The following is an 8,202-nucleotide window of genomic DNA, read 5'->3' on the forward strand; positions in this document are numbered from 1 at the left end:
CATCTTCCCATAAAATGGGAGGTTTTTTAATTAATTTTTTTAAGCGTCAGAGCTGGGATTATACTAGATTATCCAAATCCATTTCGGTCTCATCCGCAAATATAGCAACCAATATTTTCTTCACCAAATCACTATCTTTCTGAACATATTTTTTAGTCATCAATAGTAATTTGTTCTTTTATAATCTTTCCTCTGTCCATTTGATGCCGCAGCTTTCTATTTTTTACGCTGTCAAAAATAATAGAAAAATCATAATCATCAGGATATAATTTCTCCGCAGCCACATGAAGTTTAATTCTTTTGCGGTTAACCCATATTTTTTTATCCGCCATCTGTACTCTCAAAACTCCTTTTTCATTGGCTGTCTTGCAGATAATGCCAATCTTTTTATCTGGATATACAAGAACACTGTCTCCCAGTTGAAATTCCAGAGCTTTTTGTGCCGCCTTATTCCTTCTTTTCCTTTTTTGAATACCAGATACCCTCCTCTTTTCTAAATGATTTTTAGAAACCACTTGTTTCAAATTTTCCGATATTTCCTCTTTTCCGTAAGCCGCCTTCATTGCCGTTTTTAACATCTCTTCTGGCATTCCCATTTTCCCGGCTATGTAAAAAGCACAGCTTTCCACAGCTTCTCCAATAACTAATTGATAAAGAGGTTTCAGACTTTCCTTATCAAAGGTCATCTTCGCATTCTCAATCCTGGCTTTTTTATCTGCATATTGTTTTACCTCTGGATAATGTGTCGTAACAAGAAATAATCCTCCACTCTTTTGTAATTCTTCCAATATTGCAATGGCAATTCCCATGCCTTCTGTTGGGTCTGTGCCGGAACCAAGCTCATCCATAACTACAAGGCTGTCTCTATTAACTTTTTTTAATATTTCATTAACATTCACAATATGTGCTGAAAATGTAGAAAGATTCTCTGATATATTTTGCCCGTCACCTATATCACACAGAAAATTACTATTCATACAAATTTCTGCTTTTTTACATGCCACGTGTAAACCGCATTGTGCCATCATACAATTTAATGCAACTGTCTTAATTGTAACTGTTTTACCGCCTGTATTAGGCCCTGTAATAACTACGCCATCAAAACTCTTCCCTATCTCAAATTGCAGCGGCACGCACTCTGACGGAACCATAAGGGGATGTCGGCCATCTTCTATTCGGATATATCGTTCCGTATTAATCTTTGGTTCTGCTCCATCATATTCTAAACTCAGTTTTCCTTTTGAAAAAATAAAATCTAGTTTTTCTATCATACTGATATTTTGTTCCAAAATCTCCTCATAATCGGCCACCATCGCAGAAAGAGAATAGAGTATCCTATATTCTTCATTTTCTTCATGTGTCCGTAGAAGCTGCAATGTCTCATAATATTTCCCCACAGAACTTGGTTCTATAAATAATGTACCTCCCGTTGAGGATTTATCAATCACATTACCTTTTATTTTATATTTATATTCTTTTTTAACAGGAATACAAATATGCCCATTTCTCAGGGTACTGAAATTATCAGACAGGCTTTCCTTATTCGCCCGTATAACTGCATCTACTTTCTCCCGCATGCATCTTTCATTCCGTTCAATTTCATCCCGAAAGGATTTTAAATCTTTTGAAGCACTATCATCTATCCTGCCATTTCTAATCTGCATACTAATGGTTTCTTTTAGATTATCCAGACAATCCAGATTCTCATTATAATATGCCAGCGATATTTCCCATTGTTTACAACGGCTTAGATAATTCTTTAACCGCATTACAGCAACAAGGGATTTTTCTATATCTTCAAGCTGTGAAATGGATAAACAGTCTCCTTTAACAGCCGTTTGGATGCATTCTCTAATCCCACTTAAAGAAACCAACGGCGGATTTCCGCTTTTCTCCAATAGTTCCCTGGCTTCACTTGTCTCCCTTTGCCTTGCAATCAATTCATTCTCTGACATGCTGGGAACGGTGTCCTTAATCTTTTCTTTTGCCCACTCTGTAAGCGCCAGTTCAATCCACTTCTCTTTAATCTTATCAAATTCCAATACTTTATCTGTTTGAACCATTTTAACCCTCCTATTATAAAAAATAATTAACTGCTTGCACTTTCATATCTGTGTACTCCATATGACCAAAATGATAATGCAAAAAAAGTAAAAATACACACAATTGCTACTCCAAAAAACAGCCCCTTTACTGACAGTGCCCCTATAAATGCCTGTGTCGGCAACGTTGCAATGATTCCATATGGCAATATACAATAAAAAATAAACTTATAAATTCCATAAAAAGCAATCCCTGGTATTTTCAAACACAAGTCAATCGCTGTCTCCTCAATTTTCGTTAAATTGTTTACAGAGAAAACAAAAAAAGCAAAGCATCGTATCAAGAGTTCCATATCGTAGTACAGTATCGTCATCATAAAAACCAGAAACAGATATTTAATAATATTAGACCATGAAAAACCCATGTCTATTTCTTTCACCCCATACGCAATAATACATGCACTGAAAGCCAATAGCGGTATGGAACCTGGATTTATTTTTTCAAAAGTAATCCGCAATAGCGGATTTACCGGTTTGGTCAGATACAAATCCAGTTCACCTGTTTGTATTTTTCCAGGTATGGAAATCACTCCAAAAAAATAAATTATCATGTTAAGGGCATTAATCAGAGAAAATGTTCCTACAAAAACAAGGATTTCTCCATGCCCCCATCCACGAATTTTATCCACATGCCCATAAATTGCCTCAAAGGCAAAAAGCTGAACCAGAAAATAACTGGCGTCAATAAAAAACGGTCCAAAAAATCCCAACCGGAATGTCATGATATGGGATAGCCTTAATTTCATTAATTCTGTCAAAAATTTAAGATTATCTTTCATATTCCTGCTCCGTCATATTTAATTCGATAATGTTCATAAGTTACCTGATTTAAAACAATAAAGAAAATGCACCATATACTTAAAACCAATAAGCCTGTCACTGCTTCATCCTCACATTTTCCTATAAACAGCATACTTGGGAGATATGTAACATAATAGAACGGCAGAAATCTCATGCTGGCTATCATCCATTCCGGCAAAAGTGCAAGGGGAATCACCGCTCCTGTCACAACTGCTGATAAATTATCCTTTATCATGAGAAAGGTACTGATCTCCTCAAATTTTAAAGTTAAAATCCCAAGGAAATAATTGAGCTGAGCCATAAACAGCAGACCTAAAACAACCATGATAATTCCGCATAGCAATATCTTCAAATTAACTGTATGTACAATGGAAATCCTGAACAAACAAAACCACAGAACAGTTGCTAAGAAGCCAATGCCTGAAGAAAATGCAAGCTTCCCGACCTCCATCGCCACAAAATAGCCCTGTGTCTGTACCGGTATCACCATATATTTTGAAAAAGTGCCGTTTCTCAACATCCCCGTCATCTGCTGGCTGATTTCAGCAGACTTTTCCATCTGGAATAGATAGGAACTTATGATATAGTAAGAAATCATGGTGTGAAATTTCAATCCTGCTATCTGCTCTTTTCCTTCAAACAAAATACTCCATAAGATCCATGCAAACAATATCCTAGCTACTGACAGAATCACATCAACAAATACATCCGCTCTCCAGATTAACTGCGCTTTCATATATACCCTAGCAATTCCCAAATATTTCTTCACGTTTTACACCCCCTTATAGATACGCTCTACTACAGAGCCTATTTCTTCTTCCTCAATTCCAATATCCCGGATCGGATAATGACCTATATACGATTCCAGAACTTTTTCTGTATTTTGTTTTGGTATTTCAAGCACCAGTTTGTCATTTGTTTTTTCTAATATCCTGCAATGTTCCGGGACATCAGGCTCTACGCTATGCTCAAAGTATATAGTCATTTTCTTACTCTTCTGGTATTGTTCAAATAACATATCCGTATCGCCATCATATATTTTTCTGCCGTAATTTACTACAATAGAACGTTTGCATAATGCCTTAATATCCTCCATATAATGTGAAGTTAGCAGGATGGTCGTCCCTCTCGATTCATTTATATTTTTCAAGAAAGTCCGAATCTGTTTACTTGCCACAGCATCCAGCCCAATTGTCGGCTCATCTAAAAACAGTATTTTGGGATTATGAAGCAATGCAACAATCAATTCCATTTTCATCCTTTCTCCTAATGATAATGTCCTTACCTGTACATCCATAAGCTCCTGCACCTGAAACAGCTCCACAAAAAAGTTCTTATTTTTCCTATACTCGTCTTCTGGAATACGATATATTTCTTTAAACAGTCTCAGCGTATCCTCCGCTGTCAGCTCAAAAAACAACTGACTCTTCTGCCCCATAACTACCGCATATTGATGCTTAAATGCCTTCTCCAGCTTATTAGGATAAAATCCCATGACCTGAATTTCGCCGCATGTTGGCGCAATAATACCAGTCAGCATCTTCACTAAGGTAGTTTTACCCGCTCCATTCGGTCCAATCAATCCTATAAACTCACCCTCATCCACATCCATGTTAAAGGCATCTACCGCAATTTTTTCTTCATACTCTCTATGGAACAGACCCTTAATGCTTCCTATCACTCCCTCCTGCTTCTTATACCGTTTATACTTTTTCGTTATATTTTCTGTCCGTATCATTTTCATGTTTAAATCCTCCAAATGAAATATATTTTAGTTCAAGACACAAAAAAACGTGGTTTCTGCCTATCATAAATAGACTGAAACCACGAATCCATATGTCTCAAATTGACGTAGTAAAACAAGGCTTTCCATGAAAGGATACCCGCAATGTCTTAAAACTTGCACTCCATTTCATAGTTGGTCTAAAACAAAAAAAGCATGACCTCTACAGTCATACTTTCCCTTTTTCTCATTCATCAAAACAAGACAATAATTCCCCGTGTATGCAGTATTCTGTAAGGCAGAAACAACCAGCTTTCAATAATGCTGAAAACTGAAAAGGGTATCACAAATAAAACACTATCCCTAGTGCTTACCACTCGCAATGCTTACCCTCTTTATTAAATTTAGTTGTTCTTTGTCATTACAGATACCACCAACATATAGCATATCTACCTTTTCTTTAAAATATAACCCTATATTAACTCATAACTTTTCCAGTGTCAATATTTATTTTAATAGATATTTTTATTATAGTGGCACTTCTTCTCAATAATCGGCTTTTATTATAGAGGTTTTTTTCAAACTCGAAGAGCATTATCCGAGAAGTTTCATTATCAAAGAGATATTCTGAAAAGCACAGTTTATCGGTGATTTCCAGAAAACTTCTCGGATAATGCCCTTTATGTCAGTTCTGACATAAAAAGCAAGTTTCGCCAGAGTAACTCCAAACCCACTTCGTGGATTTTGCTTACCCGGCAAACTTGATGGGGATTCCGCTCCCCATGCCCTCGGTTGTTGCATATTTTTCAAATATGCAGATTGGCTCCTATTAAAAATAGTCGCAGCGTAATTGTCCCAATCACGGAGAAATCTAAATATTTTTGTAAAAATCCCTCTTTCGTTTCCCATTGGCGTTCCCTAATCGGCTTTATTATAGGAACTCTTTTTTATCCATCTAATAAGGAAAGTGCTATCATTTTTACACTTTTAACAGAAAGGAACTATACAATGGCAAGACCAAAGAAGGACAGGGAACTACGACACAAACACCAAATTATGCTCCGCCTTACTGATACGGAATATGAAATCGTTTCTGAAAACGCAAAGGCTACACATCTTCCAACGGCTGAATATGTTCGGAAACAGATTATGAAGCAGAAGGTCGCGGCTAAATATGAGATTGTAGCAGACCTGCCGGAGTTGAAAAAGCTGGTTGCAGAGTTTTGGAAAATCGGGAACAACTTAAACCAAATTGCAAGGCATTTTAACAGCGGCGGCATCCACTCACAAGAGATGCGTAAGGCAATCGACCAGAGCGTGGCCAGAATTTATGAAATGAAGTATGAAGTCTTAAAGATGGCGGGAGATTTCCACTCTGCCGCCGGAGGTAGTTTGGATGGCAATACTGAAACACATAGCAAGTAAAAATGCCGACTATGGAGAAGCACAACGGTATCTCATATTCCAGTATGATGAAAGTACGAACAAACCGATACTTGATGAAAATGGTGAATTGATCCCACGAAAGGAATATATCATGAACGGCATAAACTGTAATCCGTTTACGTTCGACATGGAGTGCAGGGAACTAAATGCCCTATACCACAAAAATGAATCCTATGATGAAATCAAATCCCACCATTACATCATCAGCTTCGATCCAAAGGACGCAATAGAAAATGGATTGACCGGGGAACGGGCACAACAGATTTGCATGGGATATACAAAGAAGAGCTTCCCCGGACATCAGGCTCTTATCTGCACCCACACGGACGGGCATAATGAAAGTGGCAACATTCATGTACATATTGTAATCAACAGCTTGCGGAAATATGATGTGGAACGCCAAGACTTTATGGAGCACCCTTGTGATTCCCGTGCCGGGTATAAGCATCATGTATCTAAAGATTATCTGATACACTTAAAGCAATCACTTATGGATATATGCCGCCGGGAACATCTGCACCAAGTAGACCTCCTTGCTCCTGCAGAAAAGAAAATTACAGACCGGGAATACCATGCGAAGCGCAGAGGACAAAAGAAACTGGATGAACGTAACAGACAGCTCCGTGCTGACGGACTTACACCACGTAAAACAGAATTTCAGACGCAGAAAGAATTTCTACGGTCTGCAATCGAAGATGCCGCAGCCGTTTCCTGCAGCCGGAAAGATTTTCAGAACTTGCTTTTGGAAAAATACAATGTCAAATTGAAGGTCAGCCGGGGTAGGTTCAGCTTCCTCCATCCAGAACGGAGCAAGTATATCACCGGAAGGATGCTCGGCACACACTATGAAGAAGATTACCTCCAGGAGCTGTTTAAGGAAAATACAGAGAATAAAGAAAACAAAAAGAAAACGGTTGATGTGGAAAAATGTAATATGGAATCGAAGAAATCTGCAACCAACACATCCAATCTACTGCATGAGGAGGCTGTATCAATCCGATTTATCAAGTCAGATTTGCGTCTGGTGGTCGATCTGCAGGCTTGCGTAAAGGCACAGCAAAATGCCGCTTACGCTAACAAAGTGAAGCTTTCCAACCTGAAAGAGATGGCTAAGACGGTCGTTTATATACAGGAGCATGGGTATGACACAAGGGATTCCCTGGAAGATTCTTTTTCAGAGATTAAGGGCCATGCTTCCGCTTCCAGAAAAGATTTGAAGTCTGTGGAAGATAACCTCCGGAAGGTAAATGAGCAGATCCATTACACAGGCCAGTACCTTGCCAATAAATCTGTCTACCAAAAGTTTGTGAAAGCAAAGAATAAAGGGCAATTCCGGCAGGAGCATCCGGCCGAAATTACACTCTATGAATCCGCAAGGAAATTCCTGAAAGAGCAGTCTGCAGATGGGAAGCTCCCCTCCATGAAGCTATTGAAAGCAGAAAGGGAAAAACTTCTCCAACAGAAAAAGGAGGCACAGAAAACTTACCATTATTACCGGGATTATCAAAAAGAATTAAATACAGTCTGCTTCAATGTCGATAAGATTTTAGGACAGGCGCACACCCGACAGCCAGAAAAACAGAAAAGCACCGACATTTCTTAATCATTCTGGCAGAAAAACAGCCGCAGGGTTCCATATGAAAATTCTGCGGCTGTCATTTTTCTAGACATCCTCCACGGATAGTTCCTTAAAATACCCGGCAATTTCCTCTGCTGACATCTTCCCGGTCTTTAACATATTTTCTACTGCTTCTCTTACCGCCTCACGCCTTTCGTTAGCAACATAGGTACGCATGATCCTCTCTTCATCCCGGCTCCTCCCATGCCTTTTCATCTGTTCATTATATACTTTTGTGAACGCAACATACTGGCTGATAATGTCATTTCCTTTACCGCCATAAAGCACTTTCACCTTTACTTCAATGGCGCATTCCTTCCCGCCGAAAACGCTCCGCTTCTGCTGTCAGAAATATTTACCGTCATATCTTGTATAAAACGGATATGTTTAAAAAAATATCTTCGGCTGTCACGGAAACGATCCGTATCTGTAAAGACAGAGACGTGCTCCGTGAGTTATGGAAAACGGCTGCCATTTTATCATTAAGCGCAACCTCCGCAAGGAAAGCGAAG

The 8,202-nt window shown here is 38.7% G+C and carries 8 protein-coding genes; 2 read left to right on the forward strand and 6 right to left on the reverse strand.

Annotation, left to right across the window (positions count from 1 at the left end; genetic code table 11):
* Positions 1-152 precede the first annotated feature (152 nt).
* The 5 genes from E5329_RS27090 to E5329_RS31265 form a co-directional block, all read right to left on the reverse strand.
* Positions 153-2,063, reverse strand: a complete 1,911-nt coding sequence (locus E5329_RS27090; RefSeq protein WP_135992290.1) for an endonuclease MutS2 — start codon at positions 2,061-2,063, stop codon at positions 153-155.
* 26 nt (positions 2,064-2,089) lie between these two features.
* Positions 2,090-2,881 carry an ABC-2 family transporter protein gene (locus E5329_RS27095; protein WP_135992291.1) on the reverse strand — a complete coding sequence of 264 codons (792 nt, stop codon included), beginning with the start codon at positions 2,879-2,881 and terminating at the stop codon, positions 2,090-2,092.
* Positions 2,878-3,672, reverse strand: a complete 795-nt coding sequence (locus tag E5329_RS27100) for an ABC transporter permease (protein WP_135992292.1) — start codon at positions 3,670-3,672, stop codon at positions 2,878-2,880. The genes E5329_RS27095 and E5329_RS27100 overlap by 4 nt, the downstream gene beginning before the upstream one ends.
* A gap of 3 nt (positions 3,673-3,675) precedes the next feature.
* A complete protein-coding gene (locus E5329_RS27105) occupies positions 3,676-4,647 on the reverse strand; it encodes an ABC transporter ATP-binding protein (protein WP_135992293.1) in 972 nt (323 codons plus the stop codon).
* A gap of 573 nt (positions 4,648-5,220) precedes the next feature.
* Positions 5,221-5,535, reverse strand: a complete 315-nt coding sequence (locus E5329_RS31265; RefSeq protein ID WP_135992294.1) for a hypothetical protein — start codon at positions 5,533-5,535, stop codon at positions 5,221-5,223.
* Between the two features lie 99 nt (positions 5,536-5,634).
* Here E5329_RS31265 and E5329_RS27115 point away from each other — a divergent pair, with 99 nt between their 5' ends.
* A complete protein-coding gene (locus tag E5329_RS27115) occupies positions 5,635-6,051 on the forward strand; it encodes a plasmid mobilization protein (protein ID WP_135992295.1) in 417 nt (138 codons plus the stop codon).
* A complete protein-coding gene (locus E5329_RS27120; protein ID WP_135992296.1) occupies positions 6,023-7,675 on the forward strand; it encodes a relaxase/mobilization nuclease domain-containing protein in 1,653 nt (550 codons plus the stop codon). Before E5329_RS27115 ends, E5329_RS27120 begins: the two co-directional genes overlap by 29 nt.
* Positions 7,676-7,735: 60 nt before the next feature.
* On the opposite strand, the gene E5329_RS27125 is transcribed toward E5329_RS27120, so the two are convergent.
* Complete coding sequence (locus E5329_RS27125; RefSeq protein ID WP_275443802.1) at positions 7,736-7,984, reverse strand: hypothetical protein; 249 nt, start codon at positions 7,982-7,984, stop codon at positions 7,736-7,738.
* Positions 7,985-8,202: the final 218 nt, after the last annotated feature.

Origin of the sequence: Petralouisia muris (assembly GCF_004793545.1) — a bacterium.
GTDB classification, from domain to species: Bacteria; Bacillota; Clostridia; order Lachnospirales; family Lachnospiraceae; genus Petralouisia; species Petralouisia muris.

Coding starts and splice junctions, on each gene's coding strand:
- E5329_RS27105 (WP_135992293.1), bottom strand. CDS start 4,647: ATGAAAATGATACGGACAGAAAATATAACGAAAAAGTATAAACGGTAT.
- E5329_RS27115 (WP_135992295.1), top strand. CDS start 5,635: ATGGCAAGACCAAAGAAGGACAGGGAACTACGACACAAACACCAAATT.
- E5329_RS27090 (WP_135992290.1), bottom strand. CDS start 2,063: ATGGTTCAAACAGATAAAGTATTGGAATTTGATAAGATTAAAGAGAAG.
- E5329_RS31265 (WP_135992294.1), bottom strand. CDS start 5,535: ATGGGAAACGAAAGAGGGATTTTTACAAAAATATTTAGATTTCTCCGT.
- E5329_RS27095 (WP_135992291.1), bottom strand. CDS start 2,881: ATGAAAGATAATCTTAAATTTTTGACAGAATTAATGAAATTAAGGCTA.
- E5329_RS27120 (WP_135992296.1), top strand. CDS start 6,023: ATGGCAATACTGAAACACATAGCAAGTAAAAATGCCGACTATGGAGAA.